At 71.2% G+C, this 22,137-nt stretch carries 19 protein-coding genes; 10 read left to right on the top strand and 9 right to left on the bottom strand.

Annotation, left to right across the window (positions count from 1 at the left end):
• Nucleotides 1-18: 18 nt before the first annotated feature.
• Complete coding sequence (locus ACIP6N_RS03625) at nucleotides 19-1,059, bottom strand: LacI family DNA-binding transcriptional regulator (protein ID WP_401812509.1); 1,041 nt, start codon at nucleotides 1,057-1,059, stop codon at nucleotides 19-21.
• A 419-nt stretch (nucleotides 1,060-1,478) separates the two neighbouring features.
• Here ACIP6N_RS03625 and ACIP6N_RS03630 point away from each other — a divergent pair, with 419 nt between their 5' ends.
• From ACIP6N_RS03630 to ACIP6N_RS03645, 4 genes are all read left to right on the top strand, one after another.
• Nucleotides 1,479-3,467 (top strand): Xaa-Pro dipeptidyl-peptidase, encoded by a 1,989-nt coding sequence (locus tag ACIP6N_RS03630; protein WP_401812511.1) that lies wholly within the window; start codon nucleotides 1,479-1,481, stop codon nucleotides 3,465-3,467.
• On the top strand, nucleotides 3,467-4,753 hold the full coding sequence (locus ACIP6N_RS03635; protein WP_401812513.1) for a M14 family metallocarboxypeptidase: 1,287 nt from the start codon (nucleotides 3,467-3,469) through the stop codon (nucleotides 4,751-4,753). Before ACIP6N_RS03630 ends, ACIP6N_RS03635 begins: the two co-directional genes overlap by 1 nt.
• 66 nt (nucleotides 4,754-4,819) lie before the next feature.
• Nucleotides 4,820-6,655 (top strand): BCCT family transporter, encoded by a 1,836-nt coding sequence (locus ACIP6N_RS03640; protein WP_401812515.1) that lies wholly within the window; start codon nucleotides 4,820-4,822, stop codon nucleotides 6,653-6,655.
• Nucleotides 6,656-6,733: 78 nt separating this feature from the next.
• A complete protein-coding gene (locus ACIP6N_RS03645; RefSeq protein WP_401812517.1) occupies nucleotides 6,734-8,371 on the top strand; it encodes an ABC-F family ATP-binding cassette domain-containing protein in 1,638 nt (545 codons plus the stop codon).
• Between the two features lie 349 nt (nucleotides 8,372-8,720).
• Here ACIP6N_RS03645 and ACIP6N_RS03650 read toward each other — a convergent pair whose 3' ends face one another.
• From ACIP6N_RS03650 to ACIP6N_RS03660, 3 genes are all read right to left on the bottom strand, one after another.
• The gene (locus tag ACIP6N_RS03650) at nucleotides 8,721-11,072 is read right to left on the bottom strand and encodes a Tex family protein (protein WP_401812651.1); all 2,352 of its coding nucleotides are present in this window, start codon (nucleotides 11,070-11,072) and stop codon (nucleotides 8,721-8,723) included.
• A gap of 125 nt (nucleotides 11,073-11,197) precedes the next feature.
• A complete protein-coding gene (locus ACIP6N_RS03655) occupies nucleotides 11,198-11,314 on the bottom strand; it encodes an LPFR motif small protein (protein WP_401812518.1) in 117 nt (38 codons plus the stop codon).
• Between the two features lie 73 nt (nucleotides 11,315-11,387).
• Nucleotides 11,388-12,251 (bottom strand): hypothetical protein, encoded by an 864-nt coding sequence (locus ACIP6N_RS03660; protein WP_401812519.1) that lies wholly within the window; start codon nucleotides 12,249-12,251, stop codon nucleotides 11,388-11,390.
• A 120-nt stretch (nucleotides 12,252-12,371) separates the two neighbouring features.
• On the opposite strand from ACIP6N_RS03660, the gene ACIP6N_RS03665 reads away from it, so the two are divergent.
• Nucleotides 12,372-13,016: a DJ-1/PfpI family protein gene (locus tag ACIP6N_RS03665; RefSeq protein ID WP_401812520.1), complete on the top strand. Its 645-nt coding sequence runs from the start codon at nucleotides 12,372-12,374 to the stop codon at nucleotides 13,014-13,016.
• On the opposite strand, the gene ACIP6N_RS03670 is transcribed toward ACIP6N_RS03665, so the two are convergent.
• The gene (locus ACIP6N_RS03670; protein ID WP_401812521.1) at nucleotides 13,000-13,743 is read right to left on the bottom strand and encodes an enoyl-CoA hydratase/isomerase family protein; all 744 of its coding nucleotides are present in this window, start codon (nucleotides 13,741-13,743) and stop codon (nucleotides 13,000-13,002) included. The two genes, ACIP6N_RS03665 and ACIP6N_RS03670, sit on opposite strands and share 17 nt — an antisense overlap.
• A gap of 219 nt (nucleotides 13,744-13,962) precedes the next feature.
• Between ACIP6N_RS03670 and ACIP6N_RS03675 the strand changes: the two genes are divergently transcribed.
• A complete protein-coding gene (locus tag ACIP6N_RS03675) occupies nucleotides 13,963-14,421 on the top strand; it encodes an ATP-binding protein (RefSeq protein ID WP_401812522.1) in 459 nt (152 codons plus the stop codon).
• A 151-nt stretch (nucleotides 14,422-14,572) separates the two neighbouring features.
• On the opposite strand, the gene idi is transcribed toward ACIP6N_RS03675, so the two are convergent.
• The 4 genes from idi to ACIP6N_RS03695 all read right to left on the bottom strand — a co-directional run bounded on the left by idi (nucleotide 14,573) and on the right by ACIP6N_RS03695 (nucleotide 17,820).
• A complete protein-coding gene (gene idi / locus ACIP6N_RS03680) occupies nucleotides 14,573-15,184 on the bottom strand; it encodes an isopentenyl-diphosphate Delta-isomerase (protein WP_401812524.1) in 612 nt (203 codons plus the stop codon).
• 108 nt (nucleotides 15,185-15,292) lie between these two features.
• Nucleotides 15,293-16,234: a cation diffusion facilitator family transporter gene (locus tag ACIP6N_RS03685; protein WP_401812525.1), complete on the bottom strand. Its 942-nt coding sequence runs from the start codon at nucleotides 16,232-16,234 to the stop codon at nucleotides 15,293-15,295.
• Nucleotides 16,235-16,409: 175 nt separating this feature from the next.
• Nucleotides 16,410-17,393, bottom strand: coding sequence for a UDP-glucose 4-epimerase GalE (gene galE / locus ACIP6N_RS03690; protein ID WP_401812527.1), 984 nt, complete (start codon nucleotides 17,391-17,393; stop codon nucleotides 16,410-16,412).
• Nucleotides 17,394-17,397: 4 nt separating this feature from the next.
• Complete coding sequence (locus ACIP6N_RS03695) at nucleotides 17,398-17,820, bottom strand: hypothetical protein (RefSeq protein ID WP_401812529.1); 423 nt, start codon at nucleotides 17,818-17,820, stop codon at nucleotides 17,398-17,400.
• Here ACIP6N_RS03695 and ACIP6N_RS03700 point away from each other — a divergent pair.
• From ACIP6N_RS03700 to ACIP6N_RS03715, 4 genes are read left to right on the top strand one after another with little or no spacing between them, the layout of a single operon-like run.
• Nucleotides 17,701-19,575 carry a DUF5941 domain-containing protein gene (locus ACIP6N_RS03700; protein WP_401812653.1) on the top strand — a complete coding sequence of 625 codons (1,875 nt, stop codon included), beginning with the start codon at nucleotides 17,701-17,703 and terminating at the stop codon, nucleotides 19,573-19,575. The genes ACIP6N_RS03695 and ACIP6N_RS03700 overlap by 120 nt on opposite strands.
• Nucleotides 19,572-20,321: a sugar phosphate nucleotidyltransferase gene (locus ACIP6N_RS03705; RefSeq protein ID WP_401812530.1), complete on the top strand. Its 750-nt coding sequence runs from the start codon at nucleotides 19,572-19,574 to the stop codon at nucleotides 20,319-20,321. Before ACIP6N_RS03700 ends, ACIP6N_RS03705 begins: the two co-directional genes overlap by 4 nt.
• A complete protein-coding gene (locus tag ACIP6N_RS03710; RefSeq protein ID WP_401812531.1) occupies nucleotides 20,309-21,370 on the top strand; it encodes an iron-containing alcohol dehydrogenase family protein in 1,062 nt (353 codons plus the stop codon). Before ACIP6N_RS03705 ends, ACIP6N_RS03710 begins: the two co-directional genes overlap by 13 nt.
• Entirely contained in the window at nucleotides 21,348-22,133 is a 786-nt protein-coding gene (locus ACIP6N_RS03715; RefSeq protein WP_401812532.1) for a CDP-alcohol phosphatidyltransferase family protein, read from the top strand. Before ACIP6N_RS03710 ends, ACIP6N_RS03715 begins: the two co-directional genes overlap by 23 nt.
• Nucleotides 22,134-22,137 lie beyond the last annotated feature (4 nt).

The raw sequence follows: 22,137 nt of genomic DNA on the forward strand, positions 1-22,137 counted from the left end.
GACGCCCGCCGCACCAGTTCAGGCGGACGCCCGCCGCACCAGTGTGGTCGGCATGACCACCGAGCCCTGGTCGGGCCCGTCCTCGGGCTCCCCGCCGAGCCGGCGCAGCAACAGCCGTGCCATCAGGCGGCCTTGGCCCTCGACATCCTGCTGGACCGTGGTGAGCGGGGGCTGCGTGGTCTCGGCGACCGAGTCCAGGTTGTCGAAGCCCACCAGCGCCACATCGCCGGGGACCGTACGGCCCCGCTCCCTGAGCACCCGCAGCGCGCCCGACGCCATCAGGTCGTTGGCGGCGAACACCGCGTCCACGTCGGGCCGCCGCTCCAGCAGCTCCGTCATGGCCCGCGCGCCGCTCTCGGTGGTGAAGGCGCCCTGGGCGGTCAGCGCGGGATCGGCGTCCCCCAGCACATCCCGGTAGCCGTCGAGCCGGTCCGTGGCCGACGTCTGGTCGGGCGGGCCCGCGATGTGTGCGATCCGGGTCCGCCCGAGATCGCGCAGATGCCGCACGGCCGCCCGCGCGCCGCCCCGGTTGTCGGCGTCCACGTACGGGACGGCCTGCTGCTCGGGGGCCACCGTCCACAACGGCCTGCCGCCGTAGACCGTGGGCAGCCCGGCCCGGCGGACGATCGCGGGCAAGGGGTCGTCGGTGTGCAGGGAGAAGGCGAGCGCACCGTCGACATGGCCGCCCGCGAGATAGCGCGCGATCCGGTCGTGGTCGCCGGATCCCTCCACGAGCAGCAGCACCAACTGGGTGTCGTGGGAGGTCAGTTCCTTGCTGATACCACGGATCTGGAGCGAGAAGAACGGGTCGGAGAAAATCCGGTCCTCCGGCTCCGCGAGGATCACGGCGACGGCGCCGGTGCGCCGGGTCACCAGCGTGCGGGCCGCGTGGTTCGGTACGTAGCCCAGCTCCTCGACCGCGAGAACCACCTTGTCCACGAGCGACTGCCGTACGCCCGTGCTGCCGTTGACGACCCGGGAGACGGTGGCGCGGGAGACACCGGCGCGGGCCGCGACGGCTTCCAGCGTGGGGCGGTCCCCAGAGAACGGCTCGGGCACGGCATGCGCTCCTCGTCGGCGGATCGGGCTGAAGTGTGTCCTGTCGGACCGCCGGCGCCCACGCGCACGGCAAGATCCACCAGACACGTCCTCCAGCGTAATGCCCCGTCCTCGAACTTTTGAGAGCGCTTTCACAGCCCCTGCACGGGATCGGCGAAACAGCACTGTGCCGCACCGCCCCGGAGGCGGCACGGCACAGGCACGGCACGGACGTTTCGCGCGAGCCGACAGCGGCGGCCCCGGCCGTCCGCCGCGACGATCCCCTTCCACGACGCGGCGCACGCGATTGCCGCACGATTTGCCACGCGGAGGGCACGCCGAGAAAAGGCAGCAGAAACGCGCCGACCGTCCCCCGCTCCTCACCCGCCCCTCGACTGCCCTCTTTTGCAAGGGAGTTGACCGAGGTACCTTCCACCCCCATGAAGATCCGTGCGCGGCAGGTCCGCTGGTCGTACAGAACGCTGGTCGTGGCGGCCTCCGCCGCGCTGATGGGGGTGCTGCTCGCCCCGGCCGGGGCACAGGGGGCGCAGCCGTCGCCCCGCGCCAAGGAGAGCAGCCCGGTCTACTCCTACGAGAACGCGATCCGTGAATCGGTCTGGGTGGACACCGGACTCGACGGCGACGAGGACGGCAGGACCGACCGCGTCGCCGTCGACATCGTCCGCCCCAGCGAGACCGCGCGACAGGGCCGCAAGATCCCCGTGATCATGGACGCGAGCCCCTACTACTCCTGCTGCGGACGCGGCAACGAGAACCAGCTGAAGACCTACGACGAGACGGGCGCGCCCGTCGGCTTCCCGCTCCACTACGACAACTACTTCGTGCCGCGCGGCTACGCCTTCGTCGCCGTCGACCTCGCGGGCACCAACCGCTCCGACGGCTGCGTCGACGTCGGGGGCCGCTCCGACGTCCAGTCCGCCAAGGCCGTCGTCGACTGGCTGAACGGCCGCGCCCACGGCTACTCCACCCGCACCGGCATCACGCCCGCGCGGGCCGACTGGACCACGGGCAGCACCGGCATGATCGGCAAGAGCTACGACGGCACGATAGCCAACGGCGTCGCCGCCACCGGGGTCAAGGGCCTCAAGACCATCGTCCCGATCAGCGCCATCAGCTCCTGGTACGACTACTTCTTCGCCCAGGGCGCGCCCCTCTACGATTCCGGCCCCGACTGGCTCGCCGGCTACGTGGAGAGCCCCGAGGCCCACGACCGCTGCCAGGCCGTACAGCGGCGCCTGGTCGACGGAGCGCCCAGGACCGGCGACCGGACCGCGCTGTGGGACGAGCGCGACTACGTGAAGGACGCGGGCAAGGTCACGGCCAGCGTCTTCGCCGTCCAGGGCATGCAGGATCTCAACGTCCGCACCAGACACCTCGGTCAGTGGTGGGACGCGCTCGCCGGCGCCGGTGTGCAGCGCAAGGTCTGGCTCTCCCAGACCGGTCACGTCGACCCCTTCGACTACCGCCGCGCCGAGTGGGTCGACACCCTGCACCGCTGGTTCGACCACACCCTCCTCGGCTACGACAACGGCATCGACCGCGAACCCATGGCGGACATCGAGCGCGCACCCGACCAGTGGTCCACCGACCGGGTCTGGCCGCCGAGCGCCACTGACGCCACCACCCTGCACCCCGGCAAGGCGGAGAACAGCGGCGCCGGCGTCCTCAGCCTTACGGCCGCCGAGCCCGGCGCGACCGCGGCCTTCACCGACGACCCGGCCCTCGACGAGGACGACTGGGCCGCGGACATCGACACCGCCACCCCCGGCAAGTCCGGCTTCACCACCCCGCCGCTCAGCCATGACCTGCGGCTGTCCGGAACCTCCACGGTGACCGTCACCGCCACCCCGTCCACCGCGACAGCCCATCTCTCCGCGGTGCTTGTCGACCTCGGCCCGGCCACCATCCGCGACTACTCCGCCTCCGGTGAAGGCATCACCACCCTGACCGAGCGCACCTGCTGGGGTTCGAGCACCACTGGCGACAGCTCCTGCTACAAGGAGACCCAGGCCGACACGACCGCCGTGGAGCACACCGTCTTCAGCCGCGGCTGGGCCGATCTCGGCACGGCCACGTCGGCGGACCACGGCAGCCCGCTCACCCCGGGCGCGCCGTACACGATCACGCTGGCCCTCGCGGCGAGCGACCATGTCGTCCCGGCGGGCCACCGCCTCGCCCTGATCATCGGCGGTACGGACCGGGGCCTCATCGACCCGCCGTCCACCAAGCCGACCCTCACCCTCGACCTCGCCAAGACCGCCGCCGCGCTGCCGCTGGCCGGCGGCGCCGAGGCGTTCACCCGGGCCACGACGGACCCGGTCCCGCCGCACAGCGCACCGCGCGAGTCCCGTAAGAGCGGGCCGGCCCAGCCGCGCCCGACACCGCCGATCCCGGGAGAGCACCGCTGATGACACCCCGTTTCCGCACCCTCGCGCCGGCGGCCACCGCCCTGGCGCTCGCGATCTCCGCTGTCACCGTCACCGTCCCCGCCCAGGCGGCGGACAGCCCGCCCCGCACCGAATTCGAGACCACCGACGGCGCACGCTGGACGGGGCAGCCCGAGGAACAGGACTTCCTCGCCGCCGTCGACCGGGGCGGCGACCGGACCTCGCTCACCACCATCGGCACGACGAAGCAGGGCCGCCCGCTCCAGCTCGTCCGGGTCGGCGCCGCGCACGCCGCCACCACCGTGCTGCTCATCTGCAGCCAGCACGGCGACGAACCGTCAGGGCGCGAGGCGTGTCTGACCGAGATCCGCGACCTCGCCTACGCGAAGGACCCCGCCACCCGCCGCTTCCTCGACCGTACGACCGTGCTGGTCGTCCCGACGGCCAACCCGGACGGCCACGCGGCGGACACCCGAGGCAACTCCGACGGCACCGACATCAACCGCGACCACATCGCGCTGGAGACCGCGGAGGCCCGCGCGATGGCCGCCGTCATGCGCGACCGGCACCCCGACATCATCTACGACCTGCACGAATACGGCGCCACCCCGCGCTACTACGACAAGGACCTGTTCGACCTCTGGCCGCGCAACCTCAACACCGACCAGCGGATCCACGACGAGTCGCAGACGCTGTCCGAGCAGTACGTACGCCCCGCCGCGCGCGCCGCCGGATTCTCCATCGGCACCTACGGCATCTGGACCGACCCGGAGACCGGAGACCCCGTCAAACAGACCGCGGGCGACGGCCAGGAACGCATCCTCCGCAACACCGCCGGCGTCAAGAACACCCTCGGCCTGCTCATCGAGAGCCGGGTCGACCCGACGACCGACGCGGAGAAGGCCGACCCGTCGCTCAACAACCGGCGCCGGGTTACCAGTCAGCTCGATTCCCTCGGCGGTCTACTCACCTACACCGACGCACACCGGGCCGCCATCGTGACCGCCACGGCGTCCGCCAGGCTGGCCGGTCTGAAGGACCGGGGCCCTGTCTATCTCGGCGGCGCGGACAACGATCCGGCAACGGCCGACGAGATTCTCCAGGATCCGCCCTGCGGATACCGGCTCGACGCACACCAGTTCGCAGACGTGAAGGATCGGCTCGCTCTGCACGGTGTGCTTTCCGTACCCCTCGGGAAGGCGGCCTTCGTACCGCTGCGGCAGTCGCAGCGGAACCTGGTGCCGCTGCTCCTGGACGAGCGTGCGGAATACCACCTGACGGCCGGAACGCCCGTGACCGCCTGCTGAGCCCGGACCCGGGTTCGGGCCGGCGGGGCGACGCTCCGGCTCCGTGAAACCCGAAAGGTGCAGCTCGTGTCAGAGGACGTACAGAAAGCGGAGAACCGGGGAGGGCCGGCACCGGACCTCCCCGGTGCCCACCGGGAAGGGCGGCCGCACACCGACCGGTTGGTGTTCGGCATCTCGGCCGCGCTGACCCTCGCCTTCGTGGCCTGGGGCGCGCTCGCCACCGACTCGTTGGAGAACGTGTCCACGAGCGCGCTCAACGGCCTGATAAGCAACGGTGGGTGGGCGTTCGTCCTGGCGGCCTCCGGCTTTGTCGTCTTCGCGCTGTGGCTCGCGGTGAGCCGGTACGGGAAGATCACGCTCGGCGAGGAGGGCGAGGATCCCGAGTTCCGTACGGTGTCCTGGGTCGCGATGATGTTCAGCGCGGGCATGGGCATAGGGCTGATGTTCTACGGCGTGAACGAACCTCTCGCGCACTTCACCGAGCCGCCGCCCGGCACCCACCCGGCGTCCCAGGCCGAGTCGCTGCAGACCGCCATGGCCACGACACTCTTCCACTGGACGCTGCACCCCTGGGCCATCTACGCCGTGGTCGGCCTCGCCATCGCGTACAGCACCTTCCGGCGCGGACGGCGGCAGACGATCAGCGCCGTGTTCGTCCCGCTCCTCGGGAAGAAGCACGCGTACGGCACCACCGGCCGGGTCATCGACATCCTGGCGATCTTCGCCACGCTCTTCGGCTCCGCCGCGTCCCTGGGCCTCGGCGCGCTGCAGATCGGCAGCGGACTCCATGAGCTGGGCTGGATGGACAAGGCCGGCACCGGACTGCTCGTCACGATCATCGCCGTACTGACCGTCGCCTTCGTCGCCTCCGCGGTCTCCGGAGTGGAGAAGGGCATCCAGTGGCTGTCCAACACCAACATGGTGCTCGCCGTGGTGCTCGTCCTCTTCGTGTTCATCGCCGGGCCGACCGTCTTCGTACTGGACCTGGTGCCGACGTCCGTCGCCGCGTACGCCGGAAACCTGGCCCAGCTCGCCGGCCGCACCGGCGCCACGGGCGGCAAGGGCGTGGCGGACTGGCTGAGCGGCTGGACGGTCTTCTACTGGGCCTGGTGGATCTCCTGGACGCCGTTCGTCGGCATGTTCATCGCGCGCATCAGCCGGGGCCGGACCATCCGGCAGTTCATCGGCGGGGTCATTCTCGTGCCCAGCACCGTGAGCCTCCTCTGGTTCGCGATCTTCGGCGGTTCGGCGATCAGGGCGCAGGAACAGAACGGACAGCTCGTGAAGGAGGCGACCCCGGAGGGCCAGCTCTTCGCGCTGCTCCAGCAGTTCCCCCTCGCCACCGTGATGAGCGTGCTGGTGATGGTCCTCGTCGGGATCTTCTTCGTCTCCGGCGCGGACGCCGCGTCCATCGTCATGGGCACGCTCTCGCAGAAGGGCGCCTTCGAACCGACCCGGTCCGTGGTCATCTTCTGGGGCGTCGTCACCGGCGCCGTCGGGGCGGTGATGCTGCTCATCGGCGGTGGCGGGGGCGACGCGCTCGAAGGCCTCCAAAACCTCACCATTCTGGTGGCCGCGCCCTTCGTCGTCGTCATGACCGGCATGTGCGTGGCACTCCTGCGGGACCTGCGGCGCGACCCGCTGATCGTGCGCGGTGAGCAGGGCGAGGAGGCCATGGAGTCCGCGGTGATCGCGGGACAGGAGAGGTACGACGGTGACTTCGAGCTACGGATCGGGCCCGCGGAGGACCAGGCGGGCCCGGAGGATCAGGCGGACAGGGTGGACGGGGCGGACCGGGCTGACAGGGTGAGCCTGCCGGACAGGGCGGACCGGGCTGATCGGACTGATCGGACTGACAGGGTGAGCCTGCCGGACCGGGAGGGCGCCGACACGCGGTCCTGAGCCGTGGCTCCGACCCGCGGCAGCCGCCGGGAGCCGTGGGTCGGAGCCGGTCCGGGCTCTCGTTAAGATCTGGGTCTGATGACTGCCACGCTTGTAGCCAAGGATCTCGCCGCGGGACATGGCGACCGTTCGCTCTTCACCGGACTCGACCTGGTCGTCGCACCCGGCGACGTGATCGGTCTCGTCGGAGCCAACGGCGCCGGGAAGTCGACCCTGCTCCGGCTGCTCGCCGGCCTCGACACGCCTGAGAACGGCGAGCTGAGGCTGTCGCCGCCGGGTGCCGCCGTCGGGCACCTTCCGCAGGAGCCCGAGCGGCGTGCGGGGGAGACCGTACGGGACTTCCTCGGGCGGCGGACCGGAGTCACCGCCGCGCAGGCGCTGCTGGACACCGCGACGCAGGCACTGGTCGACGGCGCCCCGGGCTCCGACGACGCGTACGCGGCCGGACTGGAGAGCTGGCTGGCGCTCGGCGGCGCGGACCTGGACGAGCGGGCCGAGGAGGTCGCCGCGTCGCTCGGTCTGACCGTCGGGCTCGACCAGCCGATGACCACGCTCTCCGGCGGCCAGGCGGCCCGCGCGAGCCTCGCGTCACTGCTCCTCTCGCGCTACGACGTGTTCCTGCTGGACGAGCCGACCAACGACCTGGACCTGGACGGTCTTGAGCGGCTGGAGACATTCGTGCGCGGGCTGCGCGCCGGCACGGTGGTGGTCAGCCACGACCGCGAGTTCCTGGTCCGTACGGTCACCAAGGTGCTGGAACTCGACCTGGCCCAGCAGAAGATCACGCTCTTCGGCGGCGGCTACGAGGCGTACCTGGAGGAACGGGAGACCGCGCGGCGGCACGCCCGTGAGGAGTACGAGGAGTTCGCGGACAAGAAGTCCTCGCTGGAGGCGCGCGGGCAGATGCAGCGCGCCTGGATGGACAAGGGCGTCAAGAACGCCCGCCGCAAGGCCACGGACAACGACAAGATCGGCCGCAAGCTCCGTACGGAGTCCACCGAGAAGCAGGCCGCGAAGGCGCGCCAGACACAGCGGCTGATCGAACGCCTCGACGTGGTGGAGGAGCCCCGCAAGGAGTGGGAGCTGCGGATGGAGATCGCCTCCGCCGAGCGGTCGGGCGCCGTGGTGGCGACACTCCGCGAAGCCGCCGTACGGCGCGGCGAGTTCGCTTTCGGCCCCGTCTCGCTCCAGATCGACCGGGGCGACCGGGTCGCCATCACCGGCGCCAACGGCGCAGGTAAATCAACCCTGTTGGCCGCCCTGCTGGGGCGCCTGCCGTTGGACGCCGGGCACGCGGCGCTGGGCTCGGGCGTGGTGGTCGGCGAGGTCGACCAGGCGCGTGCGCTCTTCGCCGGGACGGAGGCGCTGCTCGACGCGTTCCGGCTGGCCGTCCCCGACACGGAACCGGCCGAACTCCGCACGCTGCTCGCCAAGTTCGGCCTGAAGGCGGGCCATCTGACGCGCCCCGCGGTGACCTTGTCGCCGGGGGAGCGGACCCGTGCCGCGCTCGCGCTGCTCCAGGGGCGGGGCGTCAACCTGCTCGTCCTCGACGAGCCGACGAACCACCTGGACCTGCCGGCCATCGAACAGCTGGAGTCGGCGCTCGACTCGTACGACGGGACGCTTCTGCTGGTGACGCACGACCGGCGGATGCTGGACGCGGTCGCCACGTCGAGGCGATTCGAGGTGGCGGCGGGGCGGGTCTCGGAGCGGTGAGTGTCGCCGTGCGGCCCGTTGCGGTGTCTCGGGGCGGGGTGGCCGGTCGGGGTGGTGGTCGGGGTCGCGGTTGTCGCCCCGGAGCCGTGCGGGTCTCTGTGGCCGGGGCGTCTTGGGTGCGGTCGGTGCCGGGTTCCGCGCAGGGGCAGTGTCCGCCACTGCATTATTTACGGGGCGTTGACGCGTAGCGGACACCGGGCCGGTGGTGTCCGCTACGCAAAGTAACGCTTTACGTTCTGGACACAGCCCCTCCGCGGCCCCCTTCCGTCCGCGGACGACCGGTCACCGGTCACCGGTGGTGCGGGTCTCGTGCGCCGGTGAATCGCGGCACACGAGACCCTTGTGGCGGTCAGCTGCCCCGCTTGGGGTCTGTCAGGCCCGCCCTGCGCAGGGCGTCTGCCATCGCGCTGTTGGCCGGGGGTGCTGCCTGGCGCCTGGCGCCGCCGTTGCCGCCGGATCCGCGTGCCTCACGGCGGCCTCCCTGGCGTGGCTGCGGTGGACGGGAGCCGCTGGCCGTCTTCGGCTCCGCCTCGTCCTCCAGGCGCAGGGTCAGGGAGATCCGCTTGCGGGGGACGTCGACTTCGCGGACCTTGACCTTCACCACGTCGCCCGGCTTCACCACCTCGCGCGGGTCCTTGACGAATGTCCTGGACATCGCGGACACATGGACCAGACCGTCCTGGTGCACACCGATGTCGACGAACGCGCCGAACGCCGCCACGTTCGTGACGACGCCCTCCAGGATCATCCCGGGTGTCAGGTCGCCGATCTTCTCGACGCCGTCCTTGAAGGTGGCCGTCTTGAAGGCGGGTCGCGGGTCGCGGCCCGGCTTTTCCAGCTCGCGCAGGATGTCCGTGACCGTCGGGAGGCCGAAGGAGTCGTTCACGAAGTCGGCCGGCTTCAGTGAGCGCAGTACCTGGGCGTTCCCGACGAGGGACGCGACCTCCGTGCCCGCGGCCTTCACCATCGACCGCACCACGGGGTACGCCTCCGGGTGCACGCTCGACGAGTCCAGCGGGTCTTCGCCGTCCCGGATCCGCAGGAAGCCCGCGCACTGCTCGTACGCCTTCGGGCCGAGCCGGGCAACCGCCTTGAGCGACTTGCGGGAGCGGAACGGGCCGTTGGTGTCGCGGTGCGCGACGATGTTCTCCGCGAGGCCGGCGCTGATGCCCGAGACGCGGGAGAGCAGAGGCGCGGACGCGGTGTTGACGTCGACGCCCACCCCGTTCACGCAGTCCTCGACCACCGCGTCCAGCGAGCGGGAGAGCTTCACCTCCGACAGGTCGTGCTGGTACTGGCCGACGCCGATGGACTTCGGGTCGATCTTCACCAGTTCGGCCAGCGGGTCCTGGAGCCTGCGCGCGATCGAGACCGCGCCGCGGATCGACACGTCGAGGTCGGGCAGCTCCTGCGAGGCGAAGGCCGAGGCGGAGTACACCGAGGCGCCCGCCTCCGAGACCATCACCTTCGTGAGGTTCAACTCCGGGTGCTTCGCGCACAGTTCGGCCGCGAGCTTGTCCGTCTCACGGGACGCGGTGCCGTTGCCGATGGCGATCAGGTCGACCGCGTGCTCCTTGGCCAGCCGCGCGAGCTTCGCAAGGGACTCGTCCCACTTGTTGGCCGGGACATGCGGGTAGATCGTGTCGATGGCGACGACCTTGCCGGTCGCGTCGACCACGGCGACCTTCACGCCCGTACGGAAACCGGGGTCGAGCCCCAGCGTGGCGCGCGTACCGGCCGGCGCGGCCAGCAGGAGGTCGCGCAGGTTCGCCGCGAACACCCGGACGGCTTCGTCCTCCGCGGCGGTGCGCAGCCGCAGCCGCAGGTCGATTCCCAGGTGCACGAGGATCCTGGTCCGCCAGGCCCAGCGGACGGTGTCGATGAGCCACTTGTCGCCGGGGCGGCCGCGGTCGTTCACCGAGAACCGCCGCGCCACCATGTTCTCGTACGTGGACGGGCCCGGCTGCTCCGACGGCTCCTCGGGCTCCAGGACCAGATCGAGGATGTCCTCCTTCTCGCCGCGCAGCATGGCGAGCACGCGGTGCGAGGGCAGCGCGGTGAAGGGCTCGGTGAAGTCGAAGTAGTCGGCGAACTTGGCGCCGGCCTCCTCCTTGCCCTCGCGCACCTTCGCGGCGAGCCGTCCACGGCTCCACATCCGCTCGCGCAGCTCACCGATGAGGTCGGCGTCCTCGGAGAACCGCTCGGTAAGGATGGCGCGGGCGCCCTCCAGCGCGGCGGCGGCGTCCGCGACACCCTTGTCCGCGTCCACGAACGCCCCGGCCGCGACCGGGGGCTCCACCGACGGGTCGTTCAGCAGGGCCGTGGCGAGCGGTTCGAGACCGGCCTCACGGGCGATCTGCGCCTTCGTGCGCCGCTTGGGCTTGAACGGCAGATAGATGTCTTCGAGCCGCGCCTTGGTGTCGGCGGCCCGGATCCGCTCCTCCAGGGCCTCGTCCAGCTTGCCCTGCTCACGTACGGATTCCAGGATCGCGGCACGCCGGTCCTCCAGCTCGCGCAGGTAACGCAGCCGTTCCTCGAGCGTACGCAGCTGTGCGTCGTCGAGCATCTCGGTCGCTTCCTTGCGGTAGCGCGCGATGAACGGCACGGTCGACCCGGCGTCGAGCAGCTCGACGGCCGCCCGCACCTGCCGCTCCCGTACGCCGAGCTCCCCGGCGATCCTGTCTTCGATGGACGTCGTCACTATCACGCTCCGCATTGTGGCAGGTGGCGGTGACATCGGTGGGCGTGCGCGCCGTCCACCGGCACGTGCGGACAGCGGACAGCCCGGCCACCCTCGTAAGGGGACCGGGCTGCGAGCATGACAGGTCAGGCGTGACCGGAGGCTCCGCCGAACAACCGGGCGAGTGCGCGGAAGGGAAGCGTCACCACGGACGCGATCGTGGAACCAATGGCGCTGAGTACGTCGGCGATGGCACGGAACACGGGAACCTCCTCGGGAAGCTTCAGATCGTTGTTGTTACCCAACGCCTGTCCGGTCAGGCCGTCGCTAAACGGATCAGCGCTTTCCGATGACGTCCGAGGGGAACGCCCCGGCCTTCAGCGCCGCCTGGGAGAAGGCTGCGGCCAGCTCCGTGAGACGCGCCGTGCCCGCCGCTCCCAGGTGCTCGTACGGGCCGAGGTCGAGCCGGTCGGTCTCCTCCTCCAGGTCCCTGCGCAGCTGGGTGCCGGACGCGGTCAGCACGCCGCCGGCGTCCAGCAGCCCGCGTTCGCGCAGCCGGTCCTGGGCCGCCGTCCATTCCCCGGACGTCCAGCCGCGGCTTGTCCTGGCCCACTCCGACGCCATACCTTTGCCGGTCGCGCTGTGGCTGACCAGCGCTTCCACCGCGTCGAGGCCGTGGTGCACGAGCGCTGTCAGATGACCGTCGCCGCGGTGCTCGCGCAATATGGTCGCGGCGTGCCAGTACGCCAGGTGCGGTGCTTCCGGTACGGGCAGGTCCGCGTTGGCCGCGTACAGGGGCCGCGCGGGGCGCGAGCACCCCTCGGTGGCCCGCAGCGCCAGCTCGGCGGCCTCCGCCAGCTCCCTGGAGGCGACAGCCTCCTCGCCGAGCAGCCGGCGCAGCAGGGAGTCGACGGCGCGCAGCCTGGTGGCGAGCGCCTCCTCGGGCGTGACGGTGTCCCACAGGCCCGGGACATGGCGTGCGACCGTCCTGTGGCTGAAGTTGTAGAAGGTCGCGGTGACCGTACCCGCGCCGACCCGGCCCATCGGCGCCGCGCGCGCGGCGAAATAGGCGGCTCCCTTGTCGTCGAGGCCCGACCGGGCGAACTCGCGCCCGAGGTCGGGAGAGAAGTAGATGGCCGAGTGGACGGGGTTCACGGCGGCGTAGCAGTGGCGCCCGGCCCGTGCGGGGAGAGTGATCATGGGGCGGCATGTTACTCGTAGGTAGGGGCGGCCGGTATCGTCGTCGCCCGATTTCGGCCCGGGGTCTCCGTCACCGGCGCGTAGGCTCCGAGGCCCGGTGGCATCACAGGAAGGCGCGCCGTGCAGATCGCGATTCTCCTCTTCGGCCGTTTCACCGCCCTCGACGCCGTGGGGCCCTACGAGATCCTGTGCCGCACGCCCGGCGCGGAGACCGTCTTCGTCGCGGAGCGGACCGGGCCTGTCGTCAACGACCGGGGCGGTCTCTCGCTCGTCGCCGGGAAGAGCCTCGCCGAGGTCACCGCGCCCGACATCGTGGTGGTGCCCGGTGGCCCCGGGCAGAGTGACCAGATGGACAACGAGGCGGTGCTCGGCTGGCTGCGCGCGGTGGACACCACCACCCGCTGGACGACGTCCGTCTGCACCGGCTCGCTGCTGCTCGGCGCGGCCGGGCTCCTCGCGGGGCGGCGGGCCACCTCGCACTGGCTGGCGCTGGAGCAGCTGCGGCGGTTCGGCGCGCAACCGACGGGGGAGCGCGTGGTCACCGACGGCAAGTACGTCACCGCGGCCGGGGTCTCGTCCGGCATCGACATGGCGCTCACCCTGCTCGGCAGGCTCGCGGGTGAACGCGTGGCCCAGTCCGTACAGCTGGTGACCGAGTACGACCCCCGGCCGCCCTACGACGCGGGATCGCCCGACACCGCGCCCGCGGACCTCGTCAGAGAGCTGCGGGCGAAGAGCCGTCACACCGTCAAGGAGTCCAGCTGAAGCGCGGCTGCCTGCGTTCCAGGAAGGCGGCGGCCCCCTCGGCGATGTCGCCGCTTTCCCTGGCCTGTTCCGCCCAGTACGCGGCCCGGTCCGTCCGCCCGGAGGCGAATTCCTTGGCCGCGCTCTGGGTCAGCAGGGAACGGGAGACCAGGATCCGGGCGAACTCCGCCACACGCTTGCCCAGCTCGCCCCCGGGCAGCACCTCGTCGACGAGTCCGGTGCGCAGAGCCCGCTCCGCGTCGATCAACTCGGCCGAGAACAGCAGATACTTGGCGGTGGCGGGCCCCACCAGCGAGACCAGCCGTCGCGTGGACGACGCCGCGTAGGCGATGCCGAGCCGTGCCGGGGTCACGCCGAACGAGGCGCCCTCCTCCGCGAACCGCAGGTCGCAGGCGGCCGCCAACTGGCAGCCGCCGCCCACGCAGTAGCCGCGTACGGCGGCGATCGTCGGCTTCGGGAAGGCAGCGAGCGCGTCCTCGGCGGCCACCGCGAGCGGTTGGGGTTCCTCCGTGGGGTCACGGAGCGAGGAGATGTCCGCGCCCGCGCAGAAGGTGGCGCCCTCGCCGGTCAGCACCAGCACACGTACGGCGGGATCGACCGCCAGCCGCCCGAGCAGCGGCGGCAGCGCGCGCCACATCGGCGCCGTCATCGCGTTGCGCTTGGCGGGATGGTGGATGACGACGGTCGCGACGCCGTCCTCGACGGTGTGCAGCAGATGCGGCTCCATGCAGGGGACCCTATCGGGACGAACGCCCGGCGCAGGACCGCCAGAACGGCAGGGGAAGCGACAACTGCTTGTCAGAACCGGTCATTTCTCGCGAACTTTCACACACTCGCGGTCATAGTCCGCCAATAACGACTGACTTCTCTCCAGGAACGCGGTACGCGCCGGTCCCTTCCACACTCGGGGAAACAGCCGGGCCGAGCCGAGGGTGGGTGTCGCGCGATGGAGAGTCACGGGAGCGTTCCGGCCGGGCCGCTGTGGTACGTGGGGGACTGGCGCTTCACCGCACCGGCCGTCGACGCGTCCGTACCGCGGGCCAGGCACACCGTGCGGGACCTGCTGAAGCAACGGCGCGTGCCGGCCCGCCGCGAGCTGGTCCAGTGTCTCCTGCTGATCGTCTCGGAGCTGGTGACCGACGCCGTGCGGCACGCGGGCCCGCTCTCGCCGGACATCGCAGTCGGAGTGACCGTCACCGAGGGGTGGGTCCGGCTGTCGGTCGAGGACGGCCGCCCGCACCGTCCGGCGGCGGACCGCGCGCGGACGGAGGGACGAGGGCTGCTGCTCGTGCGGGAGATCGTCGGGGAGGCGGCGGGCGGCTTCGGCGCCGAGCACACCACCGAGGGCGGGAAGGTCATCTGGGCGGCACTGCCGCTGATGCCGCCGCTCGGCGGGTGCGCGTAACCCCCCGGGTGCGTGGTCCCGGGCCTCCGGGGTGTGCGGGCGCGTCTCCCGGGCAGCTGGCTCCCGGGCCTCCGGCCTGCGACGCGCGGGCGTGTGGCTCCCGGCACGGGACGCCCGGGCGTGTGGCTCCGGGCGTGTGAACCGCCGGGCGTCACCAGCCCCCGGCAGACCCGGTGAGTTCTTTGATCGCCGGGCGCGCCGCGTCCAGCACGGTCATGAACCACTGCGAGAACGGCGCCTCGCTGTGCCGCGCGGCCAGCTCCGCCGGGGTCACGAACGCGGTCTCGCCGACCTCCTCGGGGTCGGGCCGCAGCGCCGACTGCGCGAGGCCCACGAACAGGTGGTTGAACTCCTGCTCGACCAGGCCGGAATCGGGGTCCGGGTGGTTGTAGCGCACCGTACCGGCCTCGGCGAGCAGCGTCGGCGAGATGCCCAGCTCCTCGTGGGTACGGCGGGCGGCCGCCGCGAACGGCGCCTCGCCGGGGTACGGGTGCCCGCAGCAGGTGTTCGACCAGACACCGGGGGAGTGGTACTTGCCCAGCGCGCGCCGCTGGATCAGCAGGCGGCCCTCCTCGTCGAAGAGGAAGACCGAGAACGCGCGGTGCAGCTGTCCGGGAGCCTGGTGAGCGGCGAGCTTCTCCGCGGTGCCGATGGTCCGGCCACTCTCGTCGACCAGTTCCAGCATGATCGCTTCTTCTACGCCGTACGGCTCTCGCGCGCCGTTCGACGAGCTGTTCGCCGCAGTGACTGGTGTGGTCGGCATAACCATCCTTCGCTTCGGGCCTCGAACCTCAAGTCTGCCGCACAAAGGCCCGCTGTCCGCACTTCGTGGGCGCTCGCATGTCCGTTCCCCTGCCCGCCGGGTCCGGGATCAGTGGCAGAGCTTCGCCTCGTGCTCCGCGTGGCCGCCGGGCTCCAGCTGGAAGGTGCAGTGCTCGACGTCGAAGTGATGACCGAGACAGCCCTGCAGGTCATGGAGCATCTTCTCGTGGCCCACCGTATCCAGCGCCTCCTGGTCCACCACGACGTGGGCGGAGAGCACCGGCATGCCGGATGTGATCGTCCAGGCGTGGAGATCGTGGACGTCGGCCACCCCGGGCAGCGCCAGCATATGAGCCCGCACCTCGGACATGTCCACGCCCTTGGGAGCGGCTTCGAGCAGTACGTTCAGCGTCTCCCGCAGCAGCTTCAGCGTACGTGGAACGATCATGAGCCCGATCACCAGGGAAGCGATCGGGTCGGCGGTCTGCCATCCGGTGGCCAGGATGACGCCGGCCGAGATCAGGACCGTGACCGAGCCGAGTGTGTCCGCGAGGACTTCCAGATACGCCCCGCGTACGTTGAGGCTCTCCTTCTGTCCGCGCATCAGCAGCGAGAGGGAGATCAGGTTGGCGACCATGCCGATGAGCGCGAAGACGATCGTGAGACCGCCTCTGGTGTCGGGCGGCACGATGAACCGCTCGACCGCCTCGAACACCAGGAACCCGCCGACGCCGAGCAGCAGCAGGCAGTTGGCCAGCGCGGCCAGGATCTCGGCGCGGGCGTAGCCGAAGGTGCGGTTCTCGTCGGCGGGCCTGGCGGCGAAGTGGATCGCCAGCAGGCCCATCGCGAGGCCGACCGCGTCCGTCGCCATATGGCCGGCGTCCGCGATCAGGGCGAGCGAGTCGGAGGCGAGCCCCCCGATGACCTCCACCACCATCACGGCGAGCGTGATCGCCAGCGCGATCCGCAGCCTGCCCTTGTAGGCGGACGTGGTCGTCCCGGGCGGCGGTGTTCCTCCGTGGCTGTGGCCGTGGTCGTGCCCTGCCCCCATGCGGACGCCTCCCGGTCGCGTCGGAGAATGTGCGGACCTGCCGGTGAACTACCCGGACCCGGCCAGTGAACTACGGGCGGGGGGTATCGGGCAACACGGAGCTGAACACCGTTGTCATCTCATCTGACCTGCGGAAATGACCGCAGGTCAGGCTGCGGACAAGCGGTCTGCAAGATCATCCGACTGGTAGACGCGGGTGGCGCAGCTGCCATCCTTCCCACGCGGACTCGACCATCTCGCGTACGCCGCGCTGCGCCGTCCAGCCGAGTTCGCGGGCGATCCGCTCCACCGAGGCGACGGCCTTCGCCGCGTCCCCGGGGCGGCGTCCCTCCACCACCGGCGGCGCGCGGTGGCCCGTCACCTCGGCCACCAGATCGGCCAGCTCCCGCACCGAGACACCCTCGCCGCGCCCGATGTTCACCGTCAGGTCCGTGCCGCCCGGACGGCCGGCCAGCCACCGCGCCGCGGCCAGATGGGCCCCGGCCAGATCGGCGACATGGATGTAGTCGCGGATACAGGTGCCGTCGGGGGTCGGGTAGTCGGCGCCGAAGATGCGCGGTGCCTCGCCCCGGGTGACCCGGTCGAAGAACATCGGGATGATGTTGAACACTCCGGTGTCGGACAGGCCGGGCTCCGCGGCCCCCGCCACGTTGAAGTAGCGCAGGCAGCCCGTCGCGAGATTGTGCGCCTGCCCGGTCGCCCGCACGAGCCATTCGCCCGCGAGCTTCGTCTCACCGTACGGATTGATCGGTACGGCCGGCGTCTCCTCCGTGATCAGCTCGGTGTCCGGGACCCCGTACACGGCGGCGGACGAGGAGAAGAGGAAGCGCGGTACCCCGGCCGCGACGACCGCTTCCAGCAGCACCGTGAGACCGTGCAGATTCTCCCGGTAGTACCTCAGCGGCTCCTCGACCGACTCGCCGACCTGCTTCTTCGCCGCGAGATGGACGACACCGGTGACCGCGTGTCCGGCGAGCACGCGGTCCACGGTCTCCCGGTCCTGCAGCGAGCCGCGCACCAGCGCCGTCCCGGCGGGCAGCCGCTCGGCGACACCGGTGGACAGGTCGTCGAGCACGACCACCCGCTCGCCGGCCGCGGTCATGGACCGCGCCACATGTGCCCCGATGTAACCCGCTCCACCTGTGATCAGCCATGTCATGGCGTCACTCTAGATCCTGGGGGCAGACGGTCAGCAGGCCTCGGGGGTGCGGTTTGTGGGGCGCGAGCCGATCGATGATGATGATCATCGCTCGGATCCGTCCCTGCCAGACCGTGGCATCCGCAGCGTAAACGGCCGGTGAACTCAGCCTTCCGGTCATCCGATAGCCTCTGCCGACGTGCGGCCGCCCGGATGTCCGGGCCGAGTCGCCGCACATCCCGCCCTGATCAGTGCCAAGGAGTGAGTTCGTCTGTCGACCGCAATCCTCACCGGGCCTCCGGTACCCGGATCGCCGCTCGAAGGCGACCTGCGGTCGCTGGGATTCGACGTACGCAGCGCGCCGGGCGCGGCCGAGGCGGGGCGGCTGCTGGCCGCCACCCCGGCCGGCGAGCGCGTCGCCCTCGTCGACCCCCGGTTCGTCGGTCACCTCCACACGCTGCGGCTGGCACTGACCGACCCCCGCTTCCCGGTGGCCGCCGTCACGGGGGCGCTCACCGCCCAGCCCGAGGCGCGCGGAGCGCTGGCGCGCGCCGTGGGCGCCGTGCTCCACGGCGAGTCGGCCCTCGCGTCCCCCGCCGGCCCGTCACCGGCCCTTGCCACCGCACCGGAAGCCACCGCACCGGAAGCCACCGCACCGGAAGCCGCCGGCACCCTCGCCGAACCCGTCGCTGATCCTCTCGCCGACCGGGTCGCCGCCGCACTCGACGCCGAGGACACGGAGGTGCGGCGGATCGAGCTCGGCTCGCTCGTCGCCGCCGTACCCGCCGACGCGAGCGCCCGCGCCGGGGCCGAGGCCGCGGTCGCCGCCGTGGACGACGAAGCCGTACGGCTGCGCTCCGCGGTGAAGGCCCGCGACGGCTTCTTCACCACCTACTGCATCAGCCCCTACTCCCGCTACCTCGCCCGCTGGTGCGCGCGCCGCGGCCTGACCCCCAACCAGGTCACCACCGCGTCCCTGCTCACCGCGCTCGTCGCGGCGGCCTGCGCGGCGACCGGCACCCGCGGCGGATACGTCGCCGCCGGGCTGCTGCTGCTCTTCTCCTTCGTCCTGGACTGCACGGACGGGCAGCTCGCCCGTTACTCCCTCCAGTACTCCACGATGGGCGCCTGGCTGGACGCGACCTTCGACCGGGCCAAGGAGTACGCCTACTACGCGGGCCTCGCCCTCGGCGCGGCCCGGGGCGGCGACGACGTATGGGCGCTGGCCCTGGGCGCGATGGTCCTCCAGACCTGCCGCCATGTCGTCGACTTCTCCTTCAACGAGGCGAACCACGACGCCACGGCCGCCTCCGCCGCCGGGAAAGCGGTGGTCGGCACCCCCACGGCAGCCCTCTCCAGCAAGCTCGACAGCGTCGGCTGGACGGTGTGGGTACGCAGGATGATCGTGCTGCCCATCGGTGAGCGCTGGGCGATGATCGCCGTGCTCACCGCCGTCACCACACCCAGGATCGTCTTCTACGCGCTGCTCGCCGGCTGTGCCTTCGCCGCCTGCTACACGACCGCGGGCCGCGTCCTGCGCTCGGTGACGCGCAAGGCGATCCGCACCGAGCGGGCCGCCGGCGCGCTCGCCGACCTCACCGACTCGGGCCCTCTCGCGGAGGGCGTGGCAGCCCTGCTGCGGCGCCCGGCCCGCCGGCTGCCCGGCGTGCTGCCCTTCCTGGTGGCGCTCCTGGGTGGCGCGGCGGTCGTCGCCACGGCGGCCTTCGCGCGGATCGACGGACCCTGGCCTTCCGCTGCGGCCCTGGTGTACGTCCTCACCTCGGGGCTCGCGGTCGCCCGCCCCCTGACGGGCGCGCTCGACTGGCTCGTACCGCCGGTTTTCCGGGCCGCCGAGTACTGCACCGTACTGGTGCTCGCGGCCCGTTCCGGGGTGGACGGCGCGCTTCCCGCGGCCTTCGGGCTGGTGGCGGCCGTCGCCTACCATCACTACGACACGGTGTACCGCATCCGCGGCGGCACCGGCGCACCGCCCCGCCGGCTGGTCAGGACGACCGCAGGGCACGAGGGCAGGACGCTGGTGGTCACCGTGCTCGCCGCCGTCCTCGTGACGCGCGGCACCGCGTTCACCACGGCCCTCACAGTGCTCGCGGCCGCCGTGGCCGTGGTCGTGCTCGCCGAGTCCATCCGTTTCTGGGTGTCCTCCGGAGCCCCCGCCGTACACGACGAAGGAGAACCCGCATGATCGGCCTCGTACTGGCCGCCGGTGCCGGACGGCGTCTGCGCCCCTACACCGACACGCTCCCGAAGGCCCTCGTGCCCGTCGACCCGGCGGGGGAGGGGACCACCACGGTCCTGGACCTCGCGCTGGGCAACTTCGCCGAGGTCGGCCTGACCGAGGCCGCGATCGTCGTCGGTTACCGCAAAGAAGCGGTGTACGCCCGCAAGGCGGATCTGGAGGCCACCTACGGCCTCAAGATCACCCTGATCGACAACGACAAGGCCGAGGAGTGGAACAACGCCTACTCCCTCTGGTGCGCCCGCGAGGTCCTGAAGCAGGGCGTCATCCTCGCCAACGGCGACACCGTCCACCCGGTCTCCGTCGAGCGGAATCTCCTCGCCGCGCGCGGCGAGGGCCGGAGGATCATCCTCGCCCTCGACACGGTGAAGCACCTCGCCGACGAGGAGATGAAGGTCATCACGGACGCGGACAAGGGCGTACGCCGGATCACCAAGCTCATGGACCCGGCCACCGCCACCGGTGAGTACATCGGGGTGACGCTGATCGAGCCCGAGGCCGCCGAAGACCTCGCGGACGCGCTGCGGACGACCTTCGAGCGCGACCCCGACCTCTACTACGAGGACGGCTACCAGGAACTGGTCGACCGCGGTTTCACGATCGACGTGGCGCCCATCGGGGACATCCCCTGGGTCGAGATCGACAACCACGACGACCTCGCCAAGGGCCGGGAGATCGCGTGCCAGTACTGACCCGGCTCATTCCGTCCCCGGTCGTCGTCGACATCAGCGCCGGAGCGCTGGACGATCTCGCCGGCCTCCTGGCCGACCAGCGGATCTCCAGCTCCGGACAGCTGGCGGTGGCGATCAGCGGCGGTTCGGGCCAGGTACTGCGCGAGCGGCTGGCGCCCGTCCTGCCGGGCGCCGACTGGTTCCCGGTCATGGACGGCACGATCGACTCGGCGGTCCGGCTCGCCGACGACATCAAGGGCAAGCGGTACGACGCCGTGGTGGGCCTCGGCGGCGGCAAGATCATCGACGTGACGAAGTACGCGGCGGCCCGGGTCGGGCTGCCGATGGTGGCCGTCGCGACGAACCTCTCGCACGACGGCATCTGCTCGCCCGTCTCGATCCTCGACAACGACAACGGCCGGGGCTCCTACGGAGTCCCGCCGCCCATCGCGGTGGTCGTCGACCTCGACGTCATCAGGGACGCCCCGATCCGCTTCGTGCGCTCCGGCATCGGTGACACGATCTCCAACATCTCGGCGATCGCCGACTGGGAACTCGCCCACCGGACCAACGGCGAGCCGGTCGACGGTCTGGCCGCCGCGATGGCCCGTACCGCCGGTGAGGCGGTTTTGCGCCACCCCGGCGGCGCGGGTGACGACGAATTCCTCACCGTGCTCTCGGAGGCACTGGTCCTTTCGGGCATCGCGATGTCGATCAGCGGGGACACCCGCCCCTCGTCCGGCGCCTGCCACGAGATCAGCCACGCCTTCGACCTGCTCTACCCCAAGCGTTCCGCGCTCCACGGCGAACAGGTCGGCCTCGGCGCCGCGTTCGCCATGCACCTGCGCGGAGCCGAAGAGGAATCGCAGCTGTTCGCCGAGGTGCTGCACCGGCACGGACTGCCCGTGCTGCCCGAGGAGATCGGCTTCTCCGTGGACGAATTCGTACGGGCCGTGGCCTACGCGCCGCAGACCCGCCCCGGCCGCTTCACGATTCTCGAACACCTCGACCTGTCCACCGACCAGATCAGGGACGCGTACGCCGACTATGCCAAGACCATCAGTAGCTGAACTCCGCCCGGTCGTACACCCGGACGGGGTGAAGGACCGGCGCAGCGGTGAACACTGGGCCGGGCGCATGTACATGCGGGAGATCTCGCTGCACATAGACCCGTACCTGGTCAACACCCGTATCTCGCCCAACCAGCTCACGTACCTCATGGTGGTCGTGGGTGTCATCGGCGGGGCCACCCTGCTCGTGCCCGGCATCGCCGGCGCGATCCTCGCGGTGGTGCTCTTCCAGATCTACCTGCTGCTCGACTGCGTCGACGGCGAGGTCGCCCGCTGGCGGGGGCAGACGTCGATCACCGGCGTCTATCTCGACCGTGTGGGGCACTACCTGTGCGAGGCCGCCCTGCTGGTCGGCTTCGGCATCCGCGGCGCGGACGTCTTCCACCAGAACGGCTCCGCGAGCAACTGGCTGTGGGCGTTCCTCGGTACGCTCGCGGCCCTCGGAGCCATCCTGATCAAGGCGGAGACCGACCTGGTCGACGTCGCCAGGCAGCGCAGCGGGCTGCCCGCGGTCAAGGACGAGGCGTCCGCGCCCCGTTCGTCCGGTCTGGCGCTGGCCAGGCGGGCGGCCGCGGCGCTCAAGTTCCACCGGCTCGTCGGCGGAATCGAGGCCAGCCTCTTCATCCTGGTGGCGGCGATCCTCGACATCGTCCACGGCGATCTCTTCTTCACCCGTCTCGGCATCGCCGTACTGGCCGGAATCGCCCTTGTCCAGACACTGCTGCACCTGGTATCGATCCTGGCGTCGAGCAGGCTGAAATGAGTGA

The sequence above is a fragment of the Streptomyces sp. NPDC088725 genome, from assembly GCF_044751305.1.
Lineage (GTDB): Bacteria > Actinomycetota > Actinomycetes > Streptomycetales > Streptomycetaceae > Streptomyces.